Source organism: Streptomyces sp. SM11, assembly GCF_002910905.1.
GTDB lineage: Bacteria > Actinomycetota > Actinomycetes > Streptomycetales > Streptomycetaceae > Streptomyces.
This window is the reverse complement of sequence record NZ_NEUE01000032.1, coordinates 1-22,288: the sequence shown is the minus strand read 5'-3', so window position 1 is coordinate 22,288 and position 22,288 is coordinate 1. Positions and strand designations below refer to the sequence as shown.

At 71.3% G+C, this 22,288-nt stretch carries 20 protein-coding genes and 1 pseudogene; 9 read left to right on the top strand and 12 right to left on the bottom strand.

The features are described 5' to 3' along the window. From B9S58_RS38645 to B9S58_RS02240, 3 genes are all read right to left on the bottom strand, one after another. A partial coding sequence (locus tag B9S58_RS38645) for a protein kinase (protein WP_258044156.1) occupies positions 1 to 1,023 on the bottom strand: 1,023 nt, incomplete at its 3' end. 213 nt (positions 1,024 to 1,236) lie between these two features. Next, entirely contained in the window at positions 1,237 to 3,396 is a 2,160-nt protein-coding gene (locus tag B9S58_RS02245; RefSeq protein ID WP_103530465.1) for a serine/threonine-protein kinase, read from the bottom strand. A gap of 273 nt (positions 3,397 to 3,669) precedes the next feature. Beyond that, the gene (locus B9S58_RS02240; protein WP_103530464.1) at positions 3,670 to 5,376 is read right to left on the bottom strand and encodes a glycerol-3-phosphate dehydrogenase/oxidase; all 1,707 of its coding nucleotides are present in this window, start codon (positions 5,374 to 5,376) and stop codon (positions 3,670 to 3,672) included. Positions 5,377 to 5,617: 241 nt separating this feature from the next. On the opposite strand from B9S58_RS02240, the gene B9S58_RS02235 reads away from it, so the two are divergent. After that, entirely contained in the window at positions 5,618 to 6,880 is a 1,263-nt protein-coding gene (locus B9S58_RS02235; RefSeq protein WP_103530463.1) for a nucleotide sugar dehydrogenase, read from the top strand. A gap of 173 nt (positions 6,881 to 7,053) precedes the next feature. Next, positions 7,054 to 7,728, top strand: a complete 675-nt coding sequence (locus B9S58_RS02230) for a hypothetical protein (RefSeq protein ID WP_258044155.1) — start codon at positions 7,054 to 7,056, stop codon at positions 7,726 to 7,728. 470 nt (positions 7,729 to 8,198) lie between these two features. Here B9S58_RS02230 and B9S58_RS02225 read toward each other — a convergent pair whose 3' ends face one another. The 4 genes from B9S58_RS02225 to B9S58_RS02210 all read right to left on the bottom strand — a co-directional run bounded on the left by B9S58_RS02225 (position 8,199) and on the right by B9S58_RS02210 (position 12,570). After that, the gene (locus B9S58_RS02225) at positions 8,199 to 9,323 is read right to left on the bottom strand and encodes a GuaB3 family IMP dehydrogenase-related protein (RefSeq protein WP_097870356.1); all 1,125 of its coding nucleotides are present in this window, start codon (positions 9,321 to 9,323) and stop codon (positions 8,199 to 8,201) included. Positions 9,324 to 9,461: 138 nt separating this feature from the next. Further along, positions 9,462 to 10,964, bottom strand: a complete 1,503-nt coding sequence (guaB, locus tag B9S58_RS02220) for an IMP dehydrogenase (protein ID WP_103530461.1) — start codon at positions 10,962 to 10,964, stop codon at positions 9,462 to 9,464. Positions 10,965 to 11,103: 139 nt separating this feature from the next. Further along, positions 11,104 to 11,679 carry a sigma-70 family RNA polymerase sigma factor gene (locus B9S58_RS02215; RefSeq protein ID WP_030084428.1) on the bottom strand — a complete coding sequence of 192 codons (576 nt, stop codon included), beginning with the start codon at positions 11,677 to 11,679 and terminating at the stop codon, positions 11,104 to 11,106. A gap of 279 nt (positions 11,680 to 11,958) precedes the next feature. Continuing rightward, positions 11,959 to 12,570 carry a response regulator transcription factor gene (locus B9S58_RS02210; protein WP_003948568.1) on the bottom strand — a complete coding sequence of 204 codons (612 nt, stop codon included), beginning with the start codon at positions 12,568 to 12,570 and terminating at the stop codon, positions 11,959 to 11,961. Between the two features lie 453 nt (positions 12,571 to 13,023). Here B9S58_RS02210 and B9S58_RS02205 point away from each other — a divergent pair, with 453 nt between their 5' ends. After that, positions 13,024 to 13,353 carry a WhiB family transcriptional regulator gene (locus B9S58_RS02205; RefSeq protein WP_103530460.1) on the top strand — a complete coding sequence of 110 codons (330 nt, stop codon included), beginning with the start codon at positions 13,024 to 13,026 and terminating at the stop codon, positions 13,351 to 13,353. A 140-nt stretch (positions 13,354 to 13,493) separates the two neighbouring features. Here B9S58_RS02205 and B9S58_RS02200 read toward each other — a convergent pair whose 3' ends face one another. Beyond that, positions 13,494 to 14,384 (bottom strand): LysR family transcriptional regulator, encoded by an 891-nt coding sequence (locus B9S58_RS02200; RefSeq protein ID WP_103530459.1) that lies wholly within the window; start codon positions 14,382 to 14,384, stop codon positions 13,494 to 13,496. A gap of 80 nt (positions 14,385 to 14,464) precedes the next feature. Between B9S58_RS02200 and B9S58_RS02195 the strand changes: the two genes are divergently transcribed. Both B9S58_RS02195 and B9S58_RS02190 read left to right on the top strand, forming a co-directional pair. Further along, positions 14,465 to 15,133 (top strand): MOSC domain-containing protein, encoded by a 669-nt coding sequence (locus B9S58_RS02195; RefSeq protein ID WP_103530458.1) that lies wholly within the window; start codon positions 14,465 to 14,467, stop codon positions 15,131 to 15,133. 374 nt (positions 15,134 to 15,507) lie between these two features. After that, positions 15,508 to 16,839 carry a PQQ-like beta-propeller repeat protein gene (locus B9S58_RS02190; protein WP_258044154.1) on the top strand — a complete coding sequence of 444 codons (1,332 nt, stop codon included), beginning with the start codon at positions 15,508 to 15,510 and terminating at the stop codon, positions 16,837 to 16,839. A gap of 134 nt (positions 16,840 to 16,973) precedes the next feature. On the opposite strand, the gene B9S58_RS38640 is transcribed toward B9S58_RS02190, so the two are convergent. Beyond that, positions 16,974 to 17,303 carry a hypothetical protein gene (locus B9S58_RS38640; protein WP_258044157.1) on the bottom strand — a complete coding sequence of 110 codons (330 nt, stop codon included), beginning with the start codon at positions 17,301 to 17,303 and terminating at the stop codon, positions 16,974 to 16,976. Here B9S58_RS38640 and B9S58_RS38635 point away from each other — a divergent pair. The 3 genes and pseudogenes from B9S58_RS38635 to B9S58_RS02180 form a co-directional block, all read left to right on the top strand. Further along, a pseudogene (locus B9S58_RS38635) lies at positions 17,245 to 17,373 on the top strand (multicopper oxidase domain-containing protein); the annotation flags it as partial. The gene B9S58_RS38640 and the pseudogene B9S58_RS38635 overlap by 59 nt on opposite strands. 91 nt (positions 17,374 to 17,464) lie before the next feature. After that, positions 17,465 to 17,746, top strand: a complete 282-nt coding sequence (locus tag B9S58_RS38630) for a multicopper oxidase domain-containing protein (protein WP_258044153.1) — start codon at positions 17,465 to 17,467, stop codon at positions 17,744 to 17,746. A gap of 10 nt (positions 17,747 to 17,756) precedes the next feature. Then, positions 17,757 to 18,530: an SDR family oxidoreductase gene (locus B9S58_RS02180; RefSeq protein ID WP_103530457.1), complete on the top strand. Its 774-nt coding sequence runs from the start codon at positions 17,757 to 17,759 to the stop codon at positions 18,528 to 18,530. Positions 18,531 to 18,697: 167 nt separating this feature from the next. On the opposite strand, the gene groL is transcribed toward B9S58_RS02180, so the two are convergent. Both groL and groES read right to left on the bottom strand, forming a co-directional pair. Beyond that, a complete protein-coding gene (gene groL / locus B9S58_RS02175; protein ID WP_097871319.1) occupies positions 18,698 to 20,323 on the bottom strand; it encodes a chaperonin GroEL in 1,626 nt (541 codons plus the stop codon). Between the two features lie 98 nt (positions 20,324 to 20,421). Next, positions 20,422 to 20,730, bottom strand: coding sequence for a co-chaperone GroES (gene groES / locus B9S58_RS02170; RefSeq protein ID WP_003966899.1), 309 nt, complete (start codon positions 20,728 to 20,730; stop codon positions 20,422 to 20,424). Between the two features lie 278 nt (positions 20,731 to 21,008). On the opposite strand from groES, the gene B9S58_RS02165 reads away from it, so the two are divergent. Beyond that, positions 21,009 to 21,491: a DUF6234 family protein gene (locus B9S58_RS02165; protein ID WP_103530466.1), complete on the top strand. Its 483-nt coding sequence runs from the start codon at positions 21,009 to 21,011 to the stop codon at positions 21,489 to 21,491. A 36-nt stretch (positions 21,492 to 21,527) separates the two neighbouring features. Here the strand turns inward: B9S58_RS02165 and B9S58_RS02160 are convergent. Beyond that, the coding region (locus B9S58_RS02160) for a polysaccharide deacetylase family protein (protein WP_103530456.1) at positions 21,528 to 22,288 on the bottom strand (761 nt) is incomplete at its 5' end.

The window sequence follows — 22,288 nt, the reverse complement described above, 5'->3', positions numbered from 1 at the left end:
CCGCTGCCCCGGGACGGGGTCGGGGTCGGGGTCGGCCACCCGGCCCGTAGCCCGCCGCACCGGGTCGGGGCCGGCCGCCCGGCCCGGCGGCAGGTCGTGCCGCTCGTCGTCCCGGCGCGGCACGTATCCCTGCGGCAGCGGCGGAACGGGAAGCTCCCGTCCCCCTCCGCTCTCGGGGTTCTCGCCGCTGTCACCCCACCCGTAGCCGGCCTCCTCCTGGACGTCCGCGTACTCCTCGACGTCCTCGTCGCCCCCGACACCCGCGTAGGCCTCGACGGCCGCGTAGGTCTCGACGGTCGCGTCATCCGCGTCCGTATCCGCGTCGCTCCTGCCCGGCGGGAGCGGGAACGCGCCGCCGAGCTCCCTCGGCGGGGCGTGCTCGACGGCCGGGATGCCGTACGTCGTGGGGGCGGCCACCGGATCCGCGTCGGGCCGCGGTTCGGGGACGTACCCGCAGAGCGCCTCCTCGGCGGCGCCCGCCGCGAGACCCGTGAGCATGACACGGCCGTCGTCGCACACCAGGACCGTGCGCACGGTGATGTTGCGGTGGGTCCAGCCGTGGGCGTGCAGCACACGCAGGGCGGTGAGCACGTCGGAGCCGATCTCGGCGGCCCGGTAGGGGTTGAGGGGGCGTTCCGCGAGCAGGGCTGCGAGCGGGCGGGCCGCGACGAGCTCGCTCACTATCCACAGCGAACCCGCTTCGGCGAACACGTCGAAGACCTGGTCGAGCCGGGGGTGATCGGGCACCTGGGCGGCGGCCTGCGCGGCCTCGATCGCCCGCCGGACCGCGGGGTCCGTACTGCGGCGGACCGCTCGCCCCGTGGCACGTCCGGACATCGAGGACCGCCCGTCGGCGTCGAGCACCTCCGCGTCCACGATCTCCGGCAACGGCACCTGGCGGACCAGGACCTCCTGACCGCTGTAGGTGTCGAACGCCCGGGTCTCGGCCAGTTCGTACCCATCGGACGGGGGCAGCGGAAGGCGGTAGCGGTCGGCAAGCACCCGACCCGCGTAGTCGTCCACGACGCCTCCCCAGAGCGCGCTGTTCCCCCGGCCGTCAGAGGCGCACGTATCCGTCAATTACGGTCATTCGGCGGGCAATTGACCTACTGTTCCGGCTGCGTACGGTCTCTGGCCTCTTACGATACGTGGCAACGCGGGCCTACGGGCCGGGTCACGCCAACCCGGCCCGCACAAACGTTTCACATGCGTCGGTTCACGGGTGTGCCCGACGGTTCAGTCCGTGGGCGTGAACGTGGCGAACGCCGTTTCGCGCAGCGTCCGGCACTCCTCGCCGTCCCACTCGTCCAGCTTGCAGCTGATCATGATCGAGTAACCGCGCTTGGCGTCCACCTTGAAGCCGCGGTTGAGCACCCGGACCCGGACGCCGTTCTGGTTGCGTTCGAACGTCCAGTCCGCGACGGTCGGATAGCCGTTGTACTCGACCTTCTTTATGCTGCCGTGCTTGTAGCCGTCGCTGAGGACCTTGGCGCTCGCGACGGCACCGCGCCAGGCGGCCGCCGCGTCGTCCTTGGGCGAGCTGTTGAAGTCGACCTGGACCCGGGGGAAGCTGCCCTTCCCGGCGTTGTAGATGCCGCCGGAGTTGGCGCCCGCGATGGCCGTGCGCTTGAAGGTCCCGGGCATCGCCATGGTGAAGTGGAACCGGGTGTCGGTGACCTGCTTGTAGCCGGCGGGCAGGGAGCCGTCCCCGCCCGGCTCGTCACCCTCGGGGTCGTCGGTCTTCGGGTCGTCGGTCTTCGGGTCGTCGGCGTCGTCGCCGGACGGGCCCTCGGAGGCCCGTCCGTCGTCCGTGCCCTGACCCTCCTTCTGGCCGTCGCCCTTCTCGCCGGCCGAACCGCCGCCCGTGTCGTCGCCCTTGCCGTCGGCGTCACCGGTCGCGGCTCCGGCCGAAGCGGCGGTGTCGCCCTTGCCGCCCTTGTCCGGGTCGTCGCCACCGAGGGTGAGTGCGAGGACCGTGCCGAGGATGGCCAGCGCGACGACGGCCGCGATGATCGCGAGGGTGCGGCGGGGCACCACGTCGGTGATCGAGGCACGCGTGGACGGCGGCGAGAACGGCGGGCGCTGCCCGGGTACGGAAGCACTCACCGCCGCGGACTTCGGGGCGCCGGCGGGAGCCTCGGGGGCGGCGACGGCTCCCTTCACGGTCGCCGGCGTCGCCGGGGCGGACGCCGTGGCCGCTGTGGACTTCGCACCCGAGGCGGGCGTCCCGGGGGGCGACGGAGGCTTGGGCGGGGCGGCGGGCGAGCCGGTGACAGCGGCGGCCGGAGAGCTCGCCGACGCCGCGGCAGCGCCTGTGGCGGCTCCCGCCGCCGCGGCCGGGGTCTTCGCGTTGCGCGCGGAGCGCAGCGCTCCGCGCAACCGGTCGCGGGCCCCCTCTCCGGACTCGCCCGAGCCGGTGGACCGCTTCGGCGGCTTCGGGGCCTTGGGCTGCTTCGGCGTCCGCTTGACGAGGGGGTCGGCGGCGGGCGCCGGCGGCAGCGCCATCATCTGGGTGGAGTCCGCGGGGGCCGGCTCGGGAACGTCGGGGGCGTTGATGACGTCGTTGAGCAACGCCCGCGCCCCGGCGTCGTCGAGACGCTGGTCGGGGTCCCGGGCGAGCAGTCCGTAGATGACCTCGGTGAGCGGACCGGCGTTCTTCGGCGGGTCGAGCGGTTCGGTCATCACGGCCGTCAGGGTGGCGATGGCCGAGCCCTTGTCGTACGGAGGGCAGCCCTCGACGCTCGCGTACAGCAGTCCACCGAGCGACCACAGGTCGGCGGGCGGGCCCGGCTTGTGACCGCGGGCCCGCTCCGGCGAGATGTACGAGGGGGCGCCGACGAGCATCCCGGTGGAGGTGACCGACGGGTCGCCCTCGACCTGGGCGATGCCGAAGTCGGTGAGCACGACGCGCCCGTCCTCGGCGATCAGCACGTTGGACGGCTTCACGTCGCGGTGCAGGATGCCCTCGCGGTGCGCCGAGCGCAGCACGTCGAGGATGGCGAGCCCGACCTCGGCGGCCCGCCTCGGCGTCAGCGTGCCGTCCTCGCGGATCGCCTCGGCGAGCGACTTGCCCTCGATCAGCTCCATGACGATCCACGGCCGGTCGTCCTCGTCGACCACGTCGTAGACGGTCACCGCGCTGTTGTTGCGGATCCGTGCGATCGCCTTGGCCTCACGCAGGGTGCGCGTGATCAGCCGGCGCTTCTCGTCCTCGTCGATCGCCGAGGGGAACCGCAGTTCCTTGACCGCGACCGTACGGCCGAGCGTCTCGTCGTCGGCGCGCCAGACCGTACCCATGCCGCCCCGGCCGAGCACCTCACCGAGCCGGTAGCGCCCCGCGAGGAGACGACCGTTCTTGTCCCGTTGGGGCTCCCGTGCCTGCTCCGCCTCCGACATGCGTCCCCTCTGCGATCAACCCGCCCTGGCAGAGCGTTCATTGTCCCTCACCCCGGGACCGGTCCTGGTGCCGGGTCCGGGGACCACCGTGCCAGGCCCTGTCGAGGAATCCCCCACAGCCTCCTACCAACCCGGCCTCCCGTCCAGGCCCGTCCGGGCGGGTCCCGCCGCTCCCCCGGGCCGGTGGAGCCCAACTGGCCCGGGAGCGACGGGCGGTGGCCGCGGCGCGGGGATCTCCCGCACGCTCCGGGCAGGCGCTTCGAACGGCACCCCCTAGATCGCCACGATGTCCGGGGCGCCCAACCGGGCCGCGTCCGCCGTGAGGTCGTCGGGCTGCCGCTGCGATTCGCGCTCGGCCTCCACCCGCTTCTCGTAGTGCTGGACCTCCCGGTCGATCCGCCCCTCGTCCCAGCCCAGCACCGGTGCCATCAGCTCCGCGCAGAGCCGGGCGCTGCGGGTGCCCCGGTCGAAGGTCTCGATGGAGATCCGGGTGCGCCGGGTCAGCACGTCGTCCAGATGGCGGGCGCCCTCGTGGGAGGCCGCGTAGACGATCTCGGCGCGCAGATAGTCGTCGGCGGCGGGCAGCGGTTCGCCCAGGGTGGGGTCGGCGAGGACCAGTTCCAGAATTTCCTCCGTCATTGAGCCGTACCGGTTGAGCAGATGCTCCACCCGGGCGACATGGAGTCCGGTCCGGGCCGCGATCCGGGCGCGCGCGTTCCACAGGGCCTTGTAGCCCTCGGCCCCCAGCAGCGGGGTGTCCTCGGTGACGCAGGCGGCGACCCGCTGGTCGAGCCCGTGGACCGCCTCGTCCACCGCGTCCTTGGCCATGACCCGGTACGTCGTGTACTTGCCGCCCGCCACGACGACCAGGCCGGGGGCGGGGTGGGCCACCGTGTGCTCGCGCGACAGCTTGCTCGTGGCGTCCGACTCGCCGGCCAGCAGCGGTCGCAGTCCGGCGTAGACGCCCTGGACGTCGTCCCTGGTCAGCGGGGTGTTCAGGACGGAGTTGACATGCTGGAGGAGATAGTCGATGTCGGCGCTGGAGGCGGCCGGGTGTGCCTTGTCCAGGTCCCAGTCGGTGTCCGTGGTGCCGATGATCCAGTGCCGGCCCCAGGGGATGACGAAGAGGACGGACTTCTCGGTGCGCAGGATGAGGCCGGTCGAGGAGTGGATGCGGTCCTTGGGGACGACCAGGTGGATTCCCTTGGAGGCCCGGACGTGGAACTGCCCGCGCTCGCCGATGAGCCCCTGGGTGTCGTCGGTCCACACGCCGGTCGCGTTGACCACCTGCTTGGCCCGGATCTCGTACTCCGTGCCACCCTCGACGTCCCGTACGAGCGCGCCCACGACGCGCTCGCCCTCGCGGAGGAAGCCGACGACGCGGGCCTGGTTCGCCACGTGGGCACCGTAGGACGCGGCGGTGCGCACCAGCTCGGCGACGAAGCGGGCGTCGTCCATCTGGGCGTCGTAGTACTGGAGGGCGCCGACCAGGGCGTCCTTCCTCAGCGCGGGGGCGACCCGCAGAGCGTGCTTGCGGGAGAGGTGGCGGTGGACGGGGAGGCCGCGGCCGTGGCCGGAGGAGACCGACATCGCGTCGTACAGCGCGACGCCGGAGCCGGCGTAGAGCCGCTCCCAGCCCTTGTGCTGCAGGGGGTAGAGGAAGGGCACGGGCTTCACCAGGTGCGGGGCGAGCCGTTCCAGGAGCAGCCCGCGCTCCTTGAGTGCCTCCCGGACCAGGGCGAAGTCGAGCATCTCCAGATAGCGCAGGCCGCCGTGGATCAGCTTGCTCGACCTGCTCGACGTGCCGGACGCCCAGTCGCGCGCCTCGACCAGTCCGGTCGAGAGGCCTCTGGTGGCGGCGTCCAGCGCCGTGCCCGCGCCGACCACACCCGCCCCCACGACCAGCACGTCCAGTTCGCGCTCGGCCATGGCGGCGAGCGCGACGGTGCGCTCGGCGGGTCCCAGTGTCGCTGTCCTCACTGCTGCCTCCCGGTGGATCGGGGTGGTCGGACACGGGAGTGCCACCCGGCCTAGGGGCCGGCCGCCCGTGTCCACTCCTCGATTCTGTCCGCGCTCCCCGAGTTCAGCCACCGCCTGTGGACAACACCCGGGCGACCGGAGCCGCACAATGCGACATATTGGTCATATTTACGCCTAGTCTGACATTGCGCTGTCCACAGCAGTTGCGATCTTCGTTCTCCGCTCTTAGGGGGGCTTCTGTATGCCCGCAGACCTCGCCGTCATCGGACTCGGTCACCTCGGCCTGCCCCTCGCCCAGGCCGCTGTGACCGCCGGAATCGACACCGTCGGCTACGACCCCGACCCACGCCCCTACGCGGAGCTCGGAGCGGGCCGCAGCCCCGTCGAGGGCACCCTCACCGCGTCCGAGGTCCGCCGCATGCTCGCCGGCGGCTTCCGGCCCACCACCAACGCCGCCGAGCTGGGCCGGGTCCGTACCGCCGTGATCTGCTCCCCCACCCCGCTCGGCCCCGACCAGGCGATCGACCTCACCGCGCTCGACGACGCCGCCCGCGCGCTGGCCGCCCGGCTCCGCCCGCACACCACCGTGCTGCTGGAGTCCGCCGTACCGCCCGGCACCACCGAGAACTTTCTGCGCCCCCTGCTCGAAGAGGGCTCGGGGCTCGTCGCCGGACGCGACTTCCACCTCGCCTGCTCGCCGAGCCGGCTCGACCCCGGCAACCGCACCCACGTCCTGGCCAACACGCCCAAGGTCATCGGCGGCCTCACCCCCGCCTGCACCGAGTCGGCCGCCGCCTTCTACGGACGGCTCACCGACAAGGTCGTCCGGGCCCGCGGACCCCGCGAGGCAGAGATGACGAAGGTCCTGGAGACCAACTTCCGGCACGTCAACATCGCGCTGGTCAACGAGATGGCGGTGCTCTGCCACGACCTCGGCGTCGACCTCTGGGACGTGATCCGGTGTGCCGAGACCAAGCCGTTCGGCTTCCAGCCCTTCCGCCCGGGACCCGGCGTCGGCGGGCACGGCGTCCCGGTGGACCCGGGTCGCCTGCCCCACAGCACCAGCACCACCGGGCACCCGCTGCGGATGGTCTCGCTGGCGCAGGAGATCAACGACCGGATGCCCAGTTACGTCATCCAGCGCTGCGCCACCCTCCTGAACGAGCACGGCAAGTCCGTCCGGGGCGCGCGCGTGCTGCTGCTCGGCGTCACCTACAAACCGGACAGCGCCGACCAGGAGGCCGCCCCCGCCCGGGAGATCGCCACCCGGCTGATGGACATGGGCGCCCAGATCGGCTACCACGACCCGCACGTCCTGGACTGGCGGGTACGTGAACGCCCGGTCCCGCGCGCCGACTCGCTGTACGAGGCGGCGGCCGCCGCCGACCTGACCGTCCTGCTCCAGCAGCACCGCACCTACGACCTCCAGGGCCTCGCGGTGAAGGCCCAACTGCTTCTGGACACCCGGGGGGCCACTCCCGCGGGGGCCGCGCACCGGCTCTAGGTGATGCCCGGCCCGTCCGGCTCCGGTCCGCCGGACGCCCCGGAGGTGTGACGGGCAGTCGAAAAATCGCCAGTGACCGGTTCCGGAGCGTACTGCTACCCTGCGGCGTCACAGCGCGCACAGCCGTGCGCATCCGCACACTCGTGCGCAGTCGTCCCAGGGGGAGCCCCACCGTGAGTCAGCCCGTGCAGCCGCCGAACCAGCCCCAGCAGCCCTTCGGCGGTCAGCCCGTCGACGGCAACCCGTACGCCGGCCAGCCGGGCCAGCCCTCCCCCGCCGCACCGACCGGCAACCCGTACGGCCAGCAGCCCCCGGCCCCGACCGGCAACCCCTACGGCCAGCAGCCCCCGGCCCCGACCGGCAACCCGTTCGCGGGCCAGCAGCCCGGCCAGGGCGCCCCGTTCGGCGGCGGCGCGCCCTTCGCCCCGGCGCCCCCGGCGCCCCCGGCCCGCAACAACATCCTGCTCGGTGTGCTGGTCGCCCTGGGCGCGGCCGTCGTCGCGGGCATCCTGTACGGCGTGATCGCGGGCTCCATCGAGCGCGAGGTCGGCTACGCCGCGGTCGGCGTCGGCTTCCTCGTCGGCTTCGCGGCGAGCAAGGTCGGCGGATCCAACCCGGCGGTCGTCGGTGCCGCGGCCGTCTTCTCGATCGGCGCCGTCTACCTCGGGCAGCTCGTCGGCATCTCGATGGTGCTCTCCGACATCGCGCAGATCCCCTTCTCCGAGGTCATCGGCGACCACTTCGACACCGTGACGGAAGCCTGGTCGCAGGAGGCCGACTTCATGACCTACCTCTTCCTCGCCCTCGGCGCGGCGGCCGCTGTCGGTGGCGCCAAGAAGGCCGGCTGACACGCGCGGGACCCTGTGGAAGGCCCCGGCCGTGGCGTAGCGAACGCCGGGTCGGGGCCTTCCGCATCGTGGCCACGGCCGTGTCCGCCGTTGCCCCCCCCACCCCACCGAGGCGGCACCCGCACGTCAGCGGTGCTCGGCGGCCCCGGGCCGCCGCCGCACGCCCGTGGGCGCCCATCGCGTCCTCGACCCGCCGCCGGTCCTCCTGGCGCTCCCCGGCGGGAGTCCGTCTCTCCAGGGCCCGGTACGCGTCCCACGCCCGTACCGCCCTCGTCGGTCTCCCGGCCCGGCTCGCCCCCTGCGCACAACCGGCAAGAGGTCCTACGTCGTCAGCCCGTGATCGGTTGACGCCCCTCCCGGGGCCGGGCGTACGGCGAACGCCGGTGGCCGCCCCGGGCCCTGCCGCTTCGCCCCGCCGGATCTGTCCGGCGGGGCGAAGCGCCGCGAAGCGGTGGGCTACGGGGCGGGGGTCAGCGGCGGTGCTGCGAGTCCGCCACCGTCACCTCGACGCGCTGGAACTCCTTCAGGTCGCTGTAGCCGGTGGTGGCCATCGCGCGGCGCAGCGCGCCGAAGATGTTCATCGAGCCGTCCGGGGTGTGCGAAGGACCGGTGAGGACCTCTTCCGTCGTCCCGACCGAACCGAGGTCGACCAGCTTGCCGCGCGGCACGTCCTCGTGGACGGCCTCCATGCCCCAGTGGCGGCCGCGGCCCGGGGCGTCCGTCGCGCGGGCCAGCGGGGAGCCCATCATCACGGCGTCCGCACCGCAGGCGATGGCCTTCGGCAGGTCGCCGGACCAGCCGACGCCGCCGTCGGCGATGACGTGCACGTACCGGCCGCCGGACTCGTCCATGTAGTCACGGCGGGCCCCTGCGACGTCCGCGACGGCGGTGGCCATCGGGACCTGGATGCCGAAGACGTTGCGCGTGGTGTGCGCGGCGCCACCGCCGAAGCCGACGAGGACACCGGCCGCGCCGGTCCGCATCAGGTGGAGGGCGGCGGTGTACGTGGCGCAGCCGCCGACGATGACCGGGACGTCCAGCTCGTAGATGAACTGCTTCAGGTTCAGCGGCTCGGCCGCGCCCGAGACGTGCTCGGCGGAGACCGTCGTACCGCGGATGACGAAGATGTCGACGCCCGCGTCGACGACCGCCTTGGAGAACTGGGCGGTGCGCTGCGGGGAGAGCGCGGCGGCGGTGACGACACCGGAGTCGCGCACCTCCTTGATGCGCTGCCCGATCAGCTCCTCCTGGATGGGGGCGGAGTAGATCTCCTGGAGCCGGCGGGTCGCGGACTCGACCGGCATCCCTGCGATCTCGTCCAGCAGCGGCTGCGGGTCGGCGTGCCGGGTCCACAGGCCTTCCAGGTTCAGCACGCCCAGGCCGCCGAGCTCGCCGATCCGGATGGCGTGCTGCGGGGAGACCACGGAGTCCATGGGAGCGGCCAGGAACGGCAGCTCGAAGCGGTAGGCGTCGATCTGCCAGGCGATCGAGACCTCCTTCGGGTCCCGGGTGCGGCGGCTCGGAACGACAGCGATGTCGTCGAATGCGTAAGCCCGGCGGCCGCGCTTGCCGCGCCCGATCTCGATCTCAGTCACGATGTGTGGCCTTTCCCTCTACGTCAGCGCTGACCAGTATCCCCGACACACGGGGAGGGCGTGTCCGGTCAGGATCCGCCGGACACGCCCTGGGGCGGACCGGAGTTCCCGGTACCGCCCCTCACCTGCGCTGATGTGCTACTTCCTGCTGTAGTTCGGCGCTTCGACCGTCATCTGGATGTCGTGCGGGTGGCTCTCCTTGAGACCCGCCGAGGTGATCCGGACGAAGCGGCCCTTGCTCTCCATCTGGTCGACGGACGCGGCGCCGACGTAGCCCATGGTCTGGCGGAGGCCGCCGACGAGCTGGTGGAGGACGTTGCCCAGCGGGCCGCGGTAGGGCACCTGGCCCTCGATGCCCTCGGGGACGAGCTTGTCGTCCGAGGACACCTCGGCCTGGAAGTAGCGGTCCTTGCTGTACGACCGGCCCTGTCCGCGGGACTGCATCGCGCCCAGCGAGCCCATGCCGCGGTACGACTTGAACTGCTTGCCGTTGATGAACATCAGCTCGCCCGGGGACTCCTCGCAGCCCGCGAGGAGGCTGCCCAGCATCACGCTGTCCGCGCCGGCGGCCAGCGCCTTGCCGATGTCGCCGCTGTACTGCAGGCCGCCGTCGCCGATGACCGGGACGCCCGCGGCACGGGCGGCGAGCGCGGCCTCGTAGATCGCGGTGACCTGCGGGACGCCGATACCGGCGACCACACGGGTCGTACAGATCGAGCCGGGTCCGACGCCGACCTTCACGCCGTCGACACCGGCGTCGATCAGCGCCTGGGCGCCGTCGCGGGTGGCGACGTTGCCTCCGATGACGTCCACGCCGACGCTCGACTTGATCTTCGCCATCCAGTCGAGGGCGTTGCTGTTGTGTCCGTGCGAGGTGTCGACGATCAGGAAGTCGACCCCGGCGGCCGCGAGCTCCTGGGCGCGGTCCAGCGCCTCGGGGCTGGCGCCGACGGCCGCGCCGACCAGCAGACGGCCTTCGGCGTCCTTGGCGGCGTTCGGGTACTGCTCGGCCTTCTTGAAGTCCTTGACCGTGATGAGGCCCTTGAGGATGCCCGCCTCGTCGACCAGCGGCAGCTTCTCGATCTTGTGGCGGCGCAGCAGCTCCATGGCCTCCACGCCGGAGATCCCGACCCGCCCGGTGACGAGCGGCATCGGCGTCATGACCTCGCGCACCTGGCGCGAGCGGTCCGACTCGAAGGCCATGTCGCGGTTGGTGACGATGCCGAGGAGCTTGCCCGCGGGGTCGGTGACCGGCACGCCGCTGATGCGGAACTTCGCGCAGAGCGCGTCCGCCTCGCCGAGCGTGGCGTCGGGGTGCACGGTGATCGGGTCGGTGACCATGCCGGACTCGGACCGCTTGACCAGGTCGACCTGGTTGACCTGGTCCTCGACCGAGAGATTGCGGTGCAGCACGCCGACGCCGCCCTGACGGGCCATGGCGATGGCCATCCGGGCCTCGGTCACCTTGTCCATGGCGGCCGACAGCAGGGGGATGTTCACCCGTACGTTGCGCGAGATGAGCGACGAGGTGTCGACCGCGTTGGGCAGGACCTCGGACGCGCCGGGCAACAGCAGCACGTCGTCGTAGGTCAGCCCGAGCGTCGCGAACTTCTCGGGCACTCCGTCGACGTTTGCAGTCATGACACCTTCCCCAAATGGCCTTGATCGGTGCGGATGTCCATGCTAACGGGCTCCACGGGTGTCTCATTCCACGATCAAGATCACTTGGCTGTTCTGTAGCTTTCTACAGAGCCTCCGGCGAGGGCCGGCGAGGGTGCCGCTACTGCTCCGCGAGCGCCCGGAGCCTGCTGAGCGCGCGGTGCTGGGCGACCCGGACCGCACCCGGGGACATCCCGAGCATCTGGCCGGTCTCCTCCGCGGTCAGCCCGACCGCGACCCGCAGGACCAGCAGCTCGCGCTGGTTCTCCGGGAGGTTGGCGAGGAGCTTCTTCGCCCAGGCGGCATCGCTGCTGAGCAGGGCACGCTCCTCCGGACCGAGGGAGTCGTCGGGCCTCTCCGGCATCTCGTCGGAGGGGACCGCGGTCGACCCCGGGTGGCGCATCGCGGCGCGCTGGAGGTCGGCGACCTTGTGGCCGGCGATCGCGAAGACGAATGCCTCGAAGGGCCGGCCGGTGTCCTTGTAGCGCGGCAGCGCCATCAGCACCGCGACGCAGACCTCCTGCGCCAGGTCCTCCACGAAGTGGCGAGCATCACCGGGGAGGCGGTTCAGCCGGGAGCGGCAGTAGCGCAGGGCGAGGGGGTGGACATGCGCCAGCAGATCATGGGTGGCCTGCGCGTCGCCGTCGACGGCCCGGTGCACGAGGGCACCGATCACCGTGGTTTCGTCGTCGCGCATCGGACCATGGTGCCCTGAGGCCACCCGGTCCGCTGCACCACGTCCCGAGTTGTGCACCGAAGCGTTATGAGCGGGTGCGCCGGATGTCATGTCCTGCGCCCTCCCCTTCCGCTCGACCGAATCGTTCCTGAGGAACTCCACTACTCAAGGATGCGTCATCGGCCGGGAAGCGTCACATGGCACCGCTGAGCGGGCGCCCGGATACGGGGTGTGGAGCCGATGGCCCGCTCCGTGACCCCGTCCGCCGGTCTGCGGACGGGGCCCGGCCCGGGCCGGTCGTCAGCGGACCAGGCCCCAGCGGAATCCGAGGGCCACCGCGTGGGCGCGGTCCGAGGCCCCGAGCTTCTTGAACAGGCGCCGGGCGTGGGTCTTGACCGTGTCCTCGGAGAGAAAAAGCTCACGGCCGATCTCCGCGTTGGAGCGGCCGTGGCTCATGCCTTCGAGGACCTGGATCTCCCGCGCGGTGAGCGTGGGGGCCGCTCCCATCTCGGCGGACCGCAGCCGGCGCGGGGCGAGCCGCCAGGTCGGGTCGGCCAGCGCCTGGGTGACGGTGGCCCGCAGCTCGGCGCGCGAGGCGTCCTTGTGCAGATAGCCGCGAGCCCCGGCGGCGACCGCGAGCGCGACGCCGTCCAGGTCCTCGGCGACGGTCAGCATGATGATCCGGGCCCCGGGGTCGGCGGAGAGCAGCCGCCGGACCGTCTCCACACCCCCCAGGCCGGGCATGCGTACGTCCATCAGAATCAGATCCGAACGATCGGCACCCCAGCGGCGGAGGACTTCCTCGCCGTTGGCCGCCGTCGTCACCCGCTCGACGCCGGGCACGGTGGCCACCGCGCGACGGAGCGCTTCTCGGGCAAGCGGGGAGTCGTCGCAGACGAGGACGGATGTCATGACCGTCCTCCGCAGCTGATGCGCGTCACCTTGAGCCTCCAGGCTGATACAAGTCGTCACCTGTGCGGTTGACCCCCTCGGACATGTGCCCGAGCCGGATATCCGTCAACCGCATCCGTTCCCTTAACGACGGTCACTCGAAAGAGTTACGGGTCGGGCGGCCGGGTTCGGCACTCTACGTGAAGGGGCGCACACGGAGGAGAACGGCGCGGGTGATTCACCCGTCAACCGAATCTTCACTCGTTGGCATGCCCTATTCGGCACCATTTCTTCCCTTTTGTGGGTGTCTATGGCTAGATTCGCAATCAGTCATATTTACATCTACTAGCACCGTAGATGTACGGTCGAGACTTCGGTCACACCGATCACAGACGGTCCGATCACAGCAGGCCGTCAACCACCGACGGTCGAGGATGCCGCTTCCGACGCAGCACAGCTCCGAGGGGACAAGCAATGGCAGATTTCTCCCGCCTTCCCGGACCCAACGCAGACCTGTGGGACTGGCAGCTGCTCGCCGCCTGCCGAGGCGTCGACAGCTCCCTGTTCTTCCACCCGGAGGGTGAGCGCGGCGCGGCGCGGAGCGCCCGCGAGACCTCCGCCAAGGAGGTGTGCATGCGCTGTCCGGTACGGGCCGAGTGCGCGGCGCACGCCCTGGCCGTACGGGAGCCCTACGGAGTGTGGGGCGGCCTGACGGAGGACGAGCGCGAAGAGCTCATGGGCCGGGCCAGGACCCGGCTGATCACCGCGGCGCCCTCCGGAGCCACCGGCCCCGGCGCCACCTGACACCCGTACGCCACAGCTGAACGCAGAAACGTTTCTTCGACACCTTCAGCCATCCGGCCCGCAATCGGCCGCAGCGGGGCCGGACCCCTCATCGCCCGTGGGCCGCGGGGCCCCGACGGGCGCCGCGGCCCCGCGCGCTCTCAGCGGGCGGCCGTCCGCGACAGCTGGTCCAGGGTGGCCGCCACCGCCGGGACCCGGGCCAGGTCCGGCAGGGTCAGGGCGACGATCTCCCGCTCGATCGCGGGCTCGACCGGCACGGCTCTGGCCCCCTTGGGGCGTACCGACTCCACGGCCAGCTCCGGCAGCACCGCCACCCCGAGCCCGGCCCCGACGAGGCCCATCACCGCCGGGTAGTCGTCGGTGGCGAAGTCGATGCGCGGGGTGAAGCCGGACTCCTCGCAGACCTCGACCAGCTGCCGGCGGCAGCGCGGGCAGCCCGCGATCCAGGACTCCTCGGCCAGTTCGCCGATGGACACGCTTGACGCCCCGGCCAGCCGGTGCCCCTCCGGGACCAGGCCGATCAGGCGGTCGGTGAGCAGCGGCCGGACCACCAGGTCGTCCCATTCGCCGCCGGTCGCTCCGTAACGGAACGCCAGCGCGATGTCGCAGTCGCCCTCGCGCAGCAGGTCCACCGAGCGCGGCGGCTCGGCCTCGACGAGCGAGACCCGGGTGCCGGGGTGTTCGGCACGCAGGGCGGCCAGGGCCCCCGGGACCAGGGTGGAGCTGCCGCTGGGAAAGGAGACCAGCCGGACCCGGCCGGCCCGCAGTCCGGCGATGGCGGCGACCTCCTCCTCGGCGGCGGTCAGTCCCGCGAGGATGCCGGAGGCGTGCCGTACCAGCGCCTCGCCGGCCTGGGTGAGGCGCATCTCGCGTCCGGTGCGGATCAGCAGCGTGGTGCCCGCGGAGGACTCCAGAGCCTTCATCTGCTGGCTGACGGCGGGCTGGGTGCAGCCGAGTTCGCGGGCGGCGGCGGAGAACGAGCCGGTGGTGGACACGGCGCGCAGGACACGGAGGTGGCGGGCTTCGATCACCCCTCCATCATAAGATTTTCTTGGGTGCGAGGCGAATTAATCGTGTGCCCCTTTGAGTCGAGAGCGATTAGCGTGACCGTATGAAGCTGCTGACCGTGAACATCGCCCGCCCCGGCCACTCCCCGCAGACCAACGGCCCGGGTGGCCTCACCGGGATCGACAAGCGACCGGTGGAGGGGCCCGTGGAGATCCTCGACCCCGGCCCCAAGGGCGTCGGCGGCAGCGGGCTGGCCGGGGACGCGGTGTGCGACCTGCGCCATCACGGCGGCAGCGACCAGGCGGTGTACGCCTTCGCCCGGGAGGAGCTGGACGCCTGGGAGCGGGAGCTGGGCGGCCGGAAGCTGGCCAACGGGGTGTTCGGCGAGAACTTCACGACGCTGGGCCTCGACGTCAGCGGAGCGCGGATCGGCGAGCGCTGGCGGGTGGGGGCGGGCCTCGTGCTGGAGGTGACCTCGGGACGCGTTCCGTGCCGGACCTTCGCCCACCACCTCGGGGAGACGGGGTGGGTCCGGCGGTTCACCTGGCAGGGCGCCACCGGCGCGTATCTGCGGGTGATCGAGCCGGGCGCGGTCCGCGCCGGGGACCCGATCGAGATCGTGCACCGGCCGGACCACGAGGTCACCGCCGCCCTGCAGTTCCGGGCCGTGACGACCGAACGCACCCTGCTGCCCGCGCTGCTGGCCGCCGGGGAGGCGCTGCACCCCGAGGCTCTGCGCAAGGCACGGGAGTACGCCGCGCAACAGAGCTGAGGACCGCGGGACGGTCCGTACGAGGACGGTGCCCCGGTTCGGTGACGCGGCGTCATCTGTCGCGCGGTCCCGGGCCGTAGCGCGGGAACTGGACCGGTGCGCGGGTGCGTCCACCACCAGTGACCTGCGCCCAAGAATCAGTTCTCGAGCCGAATGGCACGTCTCAGGGGGAAGACCATGCCTGATCCGCAGCAGCCCTGGTACACCCCGGGCCCGCCGCAGCAGCCCGTTTCCGGCAACCCGTACGCCTCCGGGGGCGTCGCGCCGCACGGGCTGGGCCACAAGGGCCCGGGCCGCAGGGGTTCGGGCCGCCGACGCCCCCGCCTCCGCCCCCGCGTCGCCGATTCGGCCGGGGGCCGGTCATCGCCGCGGTCGTGGCGCTGGTGCTCGTGGTCGTGGCGGGCGGGGTGTACGGCCTCACCGACTGGGGACGGGATGATCCCGCGAAGCCCCTGGCGAAGAAGTCGCCCGGCCCCTCCGGTTCGGCGTCCCCGTCCCGTACGCCCGCGGCCGGCGCCCCGGAGCTGAGCCGCATTCCGACGACGGCGGAGGTCTCGGCCGCGCGGAAGCCGGGCGAGTCGTCGGCGTGGATCGCCGACGACAAGACCGATATACCCAAGCAGACCAACAAGGTCCATGACCTGTGGATCGTCGGCGACACCGCCGTCCAGGCGCTGTACCGGAAGGTCACGGCCCACCGGCTCTCGGACGGCGCCGAGGTCTGGAGCGTGACGCTCCCCTCCGCCGTGTGCGAGACACCGGCCAACCCCACACCCGACGGCAAGGTCGTGGTCTTCCGTAACGAGAGACCCGACAACGAGCGGGGCAATCGCTGCAACCAGATGCAGATGATCGATCTGAAGACCGGGAAGCAGGGGTGGCAGGAGAAGCTCGACGAGCCCGATGACGAGGACAGTACGTTCATCGTCTACAGCGCCATCAGCGGCGACGTCCTCTCGGTCGCCCGGGGCCAACGGGCCGTCACCTACCGGATGGACGACGGGAGCAAGCTCCGTGAGGTTCCCTCGGAGAAGAAGGGGGCGTGCTTCCCCACCGGTGTGGCGGGCGGCGCCGCCCGGCTGCTGGTGAGTTCCGGCTGCGCGGTCTCCACGGACCGGAGCAAGAACTACGGCCAGCTACGCGAGTTCGATCCCCGTACCGGCAAGGTCCTGTGGCGCTACCGGACGAAGACCGGCTGGAGCTTGGGCGCTCTGATCTCCATGGACCCGGTCGTCTTCACCACCTACAACAATGAGGACACCGCGAGCGACTGGCGGATCACGGTCCTGGATCCGGGAGGCAAGCACCGCGTGACCTTCGACGCCCGGGACAAGGGGTTCGAGCACTGTGCCGGAGACGGGGGCGGCGATGACATCCAGCCCTGCCGGGGCGCCTCGGTCGACAAGGGCCTCATCATGCTGGGCGGCCAGGTCCAGGTCGGCGCGTACGACGTGAGGACCGGGAAGTTCCTGTGGGGCGTCAAGTCCGACGATCGTCGCTACCTGTACGCGCTGCGCGCCGAGGACGGCACGTCGATGCGCGTCTACGAGGCGGCCGGCCCGAGCACCCCCGGCCGGACCTTCCTCATGGGTCCGCGCGGCGCCGGCACGGAGACGGAGGTCGTGAAGCACCCGGCGGCGACCGCCGCGTGGGAGTACGAGATGTTCATGGGCACACGGCCTACGTCGACGGACGGCTCGTCCTGACGTCGACGCACATGAGCGGCGACGAGAACCACAAGCCCGTGCGTGAGGCCCGCATGCTGTCCTTCGCCGCCTCACCCTGACCCGCACCGAGGGATCTCCCCCGGTCGGACCGTAGGGGCCCGGTCGGGGGCGGTTCAGGGCTCTGCCCCCATGCCCGGGGCCGGTCGGCCCGGAATGCTGATGGGCATGGAGAAGACCAGGGGACGGCGGCTGAAGCGGGTGCTCATCACGCTGACCGTGGTGGTGGGCGTGTTCGTCGCGGCCGTCGGCGGCACGTTCGCATGGTTGTGGACGAGCGCCGACGTCAGCACGGTGGGCCAGGTCCGCTTCGGCAACGCACTGGCCGTACCGCCGCTCGCGCCCTCGACGGTGGACAAGGACGGCACGCGCGTCTTCGATCTGCGGATGCAGTCGGGCAGCACGGAGTTCCGGAAGGGCGTGGCGACCCCGACCTGGGGGTTCAACGGCGGTCATCTGGGACCGACGCTGCGGGCGGAGCGCGGCGAGCGGGTGAAGGTGCGGGTGCGCAACACGCTCGACGAGGCGTCCAGCGTGCACTGGCACGGGATGCACCTGCCCGCCTCGATGGACGGCGGAGGTCTGGACGCTGCGCAACGGCGTCGACATGACCCACAACTTCCATGTGCACGACGTGCAGTTCCGGGTCCTGACCGTGGACGGGAAGCGGCCGGAACCGGCGTTGCGGGGCCGCAAGGACACGATGGCGGTGCCGATGGGCTCGACCGTGCGGATCGCCCTGCGGTTCGACGGGCCGTCCGATCCGGACATCCCGTACATGTACCACTGTCATCTGCTGTCCCATGAGGACGACGGGATGATGGGCCAGTTCGTGGTGGTGGAGAAGGGGCAGCGGGCGGGTGAGCCGCCGGAACACGCGGGGCACTAACGTGCCGCGTATGACGACTGCACTGATCACGGGCGCGACGGCGGGTATCGGGGCCGCGTTCGCGCGGCGGCTCGCGGCCCAGGGGCACAACCTGGTGCTGGTGGCGCGGGACACCGCACGGCTGCGCGAGCAGGCCACCGAACTGCACGACCGGCACGGCATCGAGGCCGAGGTGCTGAGCGCCGACCTGTCCACGGACGGCGGGATCGAGGCGGTCGAGAAGCGGCTCACGGACGCCAGACATCCGGTCGATCTGCTGGTCAACAACGCCGGGTTCGGCAACAAGGGGCGCTTCCTGGAGGTGTCCATGGCCGATGAGCTGACGATGCTGAAGGTGCACTGCGAGGCCGTCCTGCGGCTGACCTCGGCCGCCGTCACCGGGATGGAGGAGCGGGGCCGGGGCGGGGTCGTCAACGTGGCGTCCGTCGCGGCGTTCGTGCCGCGCGGTACGTACGGGGCGTCCAAGTCGTGGGTCGTGCAGTTCACCCAGGGCGCGGCGCGGGATCTGGCCGGGTCGGGGGTGCGGCTGATGGTGCTGTGCCCCGGGTTCGTACGGACGGAGTTCCACGAGCGGGCCGGGATGGGCACGGACAACATCCCGGGCTGGATGTGGCTCGACGCGGACAAGCTGGTGGCCTCGGCGCTGGCGGATCTGGCCCGCGGGAAGACGGTGTCGATCCCGGACCCGCGCTACAAGGCGCTGATGGGGCTGGTCAAGGTCGCCCCGCGGGGCCTGCTCGGCGGGGTCACCTCGCGGACGGGGCGCAAGTACGGTCCGCGGTAGCCGCCGCGCCCGCCTGTGCGGGTGCGGTACGGGAGTGGGGGTACGGGTGTGGCTCCGCCTCTCCCTCTCGGTGCGGCCGGGGCGGAACCGCACCGAGCGGGAACGCACCGAGGCCCGGCGCCCCTCTTGGGTGCCGGGCCTCACGCGTACCGAAAGGTACTGCGGTACTAGTGGGAGTGGCCGTGGCCGCCGTGACCGGCGTCGGCCTCTTCCTCGGCCGGCTTCTCGACGACCAGGGTCTCGGTCGTGAGCAGCAGCGACGCGATGGACGCGGCGTTCTCCAGGGCGGAGCGGGTGACCTTGACCGGGTCGATGACGCCGGCCTTGACCAGGTCGCCGTACTCGCCGGTGGCGGCGTTGAAGCCCTGGCCCTTGTCGAGCTCGGAGACCTTGGAGGTGATGACGTAACCCTCCAGGCCGGCGTTCTCGGCGATCCAGCGCAGCGGCTCGACGGCGGCGCGGCGGACGACCGCGACACCGGTGGCCTCGTCGCCGGTCTTGCCGAGGTTGCCCTCCAGGACCTTCACCGCGTGGACGAGGGCGGAGCCACCGCCGGAGACGATGCCCTCCTCGACAGCGGCGCGGGTCGCGGAGATGGCGTCCTCAAGGCGGTGCTTCTTCTCCTTGAGCTCCACCTCGGTGGCGGCGCCGACGCGGATGACGCACACGCCGCCGGCCAGCTTCGCGAGGCGCTCCTGGAGCTTCTCGCGGTCCCAGTCGGAGTCCGTGGACTCGATCTCGGCCTTGATCTGGTTGACGCGGCCCTTGACGTCCTCGGAGTTGCCCCCGCCGTCGACGATGGTCGTGTCGTCCTTGGAGACGGTGACGCGGCGGGCGGTGCCCAGCACGTCGAGACCGGCGCCGTCGAGCTTGAGGCCGACCTCTTCGGCGATGACGGTCGCACCGGTGAGGGTGGCGATGTCACCGAGCATGGCCTTGCGGCGGTCGCCGAAGCCCGGGGCCTTCACCGCGACGGCGTTGAAGGTGCCGCGGATCTTGTTGACGACGAGGGTGGAGAGCGCCTCGCCCTCGACGTCCTCGGCGATGATCAGGAGCGGCTTGGAGGCGCCGGCCTGGATGACCTTCTCCAGGAGCGGGAGCAGCTCCTGGATGGAGCCGATCTTGCCCTGGTGGATCAGGATGTACGGGTCGTCGAGGACGGCCTCCATACGCTCCTGGTCGGACACCATGTACGGGGACAGGTAGCCCTTGTCGAAGGCCATGCCCTCGGTGAACTCCAGGTCCAGACCGAAGGTGTTGGACTCCTCGACGGTGATGACACCGTCCTTGCCGACCTTGTCCATCGCGTCCGCGATGAGCTCGCCGACCTGGGTGTCCTGCGCGGAGAGCGCGGCCACGGCGGCGATGTCGGACTTGTCGTCGATCGGGCGGGCGGTCGCGAGGAGCTCCTCGGACACGGCCTTGACCGCGGCGTCGATGCCCTTCTTCAGGGCGGCCGGGGAGGCGCCCGCGGCGACGTTGCGCAGACCCTCGCGGACCAGCGCCTGGGCCAGGACGGTCGCGGTGGTGGTGCCGTCACCCGCTACGTCGTTGGTCTTGGTCGCCACCTCCTTGACGAGCTGGGCACCGAGGTTCTCGTACGGGTCGTCGAGCTCGACCTCGCGCGCGATGGTGACACCGTCGTTGGTGATGGTGGGAGCGCCGAACTTCTTGTCGATGACGACGTTGCGGCCCTTGGGGCCGATCGTCACCTTGACCGTGTCGGCAAGCTTGTTGACGCCGCGCTCAAGGGCGCGACGGGCGTCCTCGTCGAACTTCAGAATCTTCGCCATGGGCTGATCTTCCCTCTCAAACGAACTGCGCCCCTCGCCGCCCGGCTAGTTATTTCGCAGGGGGCCAGGGGCGCAGAACACAAGCAAACGTGGGTGAATTACTTCTCGACGATCGCGAGAACGTCGCGGGCCGAGAGGACGAGGTACTCCTCGCCGTTGTACTTCACCTCGGTGCCGCCGTACTTGCTGTACAGGACGACGTCGCCGGTCTTGACGTCGAGCGGAAGCCGCTCGCCGTTCTCGAAGCGGCCCGGACCAACGGCAAGGACGACGCCCTCCTGGGGCTTCTCCTTCGCGGTGTCCGGAATAACCAGGCCGGAAGCCGTGGTCTGCTCGGCGTCGAGCGGCTGGACCACAATGCGGTCCTCAAGCGGCTTGATCGCAACCTTGGAGCTGGTGGTCGACACGATCCGGTCTCCCCCTTCGGAGATCTCACGGGGTTTAACAGTCTGTGGGCGGCGACCAGACCGATCCGTCGTCGCGGGTGCCGGACCTGCCCTGTCGCGCAAGGTGGTGCTGGCACTCTCCAGGGGGGAGTGCCAGACCCGAGACTATGACCGCGATTAGCACTCGGTCAAGCGGAGTGCCAATTCACCACCCTCGCGCCGTCTCGATCGAGGCTCCATCGGATCACTGTCCGGACAACGTGGGGGCGGAGCGCGGCGTTCCGTACGACGGTACGGAGATGACGCGCCCCGAGAGCCGCCCGCCGGGAAGACCGGCCGAGAGGACCGCTTCGCGGTCGTCGGCTCCGAGCGGCTGCGCTGATCCTCTGCTGGGCCTGCTGCTGGTGGTCGCGGAGGCGGCGGCCGCCGCCCTGCTGGCGCTGTGGCTGGTACTGCGGGGCCTGTCACGGTCGCACGAGATGTCCGCGGACAAGGCGTCCTCGCCTCCCCCGCCCGTGGACCCGGGCACGGACTGGGCCCCGGCCATCGCTTTCGGCGTCCTCACCCTCGTGGTCGCCTGCCTCGCCGTGGTGTTGCTGCGCGACCGGTGGCACTGGGCCGGCGGGATGCAGGCGGTCGTCGCGGTGGCGCTGGGCGCGGCGGTCCTGGCGTCCGTCGTCGAGGAGAGCTCCCGGACTCCTCCGGAACCCGCTCCGACCTGGAACTCCCCACCTTGTCGCAGCGGGGGCGACAACGGCGAATGCGCGCGCAGCGGGGGCTGAGCGCGCATTCGGGGCCGTACGTCGGGCGGGCGGAGGTCAGACGTAGTCCTCCAGCTTCGCCACCGCGTATCCCTTGTCCGTGATGGTCTTCATGACCCGGCGGATCATGTCGGGCATCGAGCCCTTCCAGTCCTCCTTGCCCCGGAAGTGGGTGAGGACGATGTCGCCGGGGTGCAGGTCCCGGTCCCACTCGCGCCATTCCATGTGGTCGGGGAAGGCCTCGGCCGACCACAGGGGTACGGCGGTGATCCCGCAGGACTTCGCGACGACGAGGGTGTCGCGGTTGTAGTTGCCGTAGGGCGGGCGGAAGAGGGTGGGCCGCTTCCCGTAGCGCTTGAGGATCTTCTCCTGCTGGCCGCAGATCTCCCGCTTCTGCTCGGCGCGGGAGAGGCCGGGCAGATAGCGGTGGTTGAGCGTGTGATTGCTGATGGTCACCCCGCGCTTCTGCATCTTCTTGAAGTAGCCGTAGTCGTCGTTGGTGACGTAGTCACTGAGGAACGCGCTGTACGGGATGCCCAGTTCGGTCATCATCCGCAGCAGCTCGGGGTCCTTCTCCGCCCCGTCGTCCATCGTCAGGAAGACGATCTTCTCCTTGGTGGGGACGGTGGTGAAGACGGGCGGCAGCCCCTTGTCGTCGCGGACCTCGAAGCCCTCGCGGGTGGTGATGGCCGGCTTCACCTTCGGCGGCTCGGGGGCCGTGAGCGGGGTCTTGGCGAGCCCCCACTTCTTCGCGGCGACCGCCCGTGCGGCCTGTTTCTTCTTGAGCGTCTCCGCGGGCGTGTCGAGGGCGCGGGCGG